Source organism: Winogradskyella ouciana (assembly GCF_009709615.1).
GTDB lineage: Bacteria > Bacteroidota > Bacteroidia > Flavobacteriales > Flavobacteriaceae > Winogradskyella > Winogradskyella ouciana.
Genome location: NZ_WJYA01000288.1, coordinates 1 through 239 on the forward strand (window position 1 = coordinate 1; position 239 = coordinate 239).

The window sequence follows — 239 nt, forward strand, 5'->3', positions numbered from 1 at the left end:
GGCGCGTGGTGCTCGTAGCCTTCCAGGCTGAAGTCGGCAGGTTCGACCTGTTCCAGCCATTCCGGCTGGTACTTGCCGGTCACGGCAAAGTCGGGCACCCGGTCGGCGATGACGAAGCGGGGCGCGGGGAAGGGCTTGCGCTTCAATTGCTCGGTCACCATCTCGATATGGTTTTCGTAGATGTGCGCGTCGCCGATGAAGTAGGTGAACCAGCGCGGCTTGTAGCCCGTCAGGCGCGC

Annotated in this window: 1 protein-coding gene; it reads right to left on the reverse strand. The window is 63.6% G+C overall.

The genetic code is table 11. The features are described 5' to 3' along the window. Positions 1-239: thymidylate synthase (locus F1003_RS16365; RefSeq protein WP_235898442.1), on the reverse strand; the 239-nt coding region annotated here is incomplete at both ends.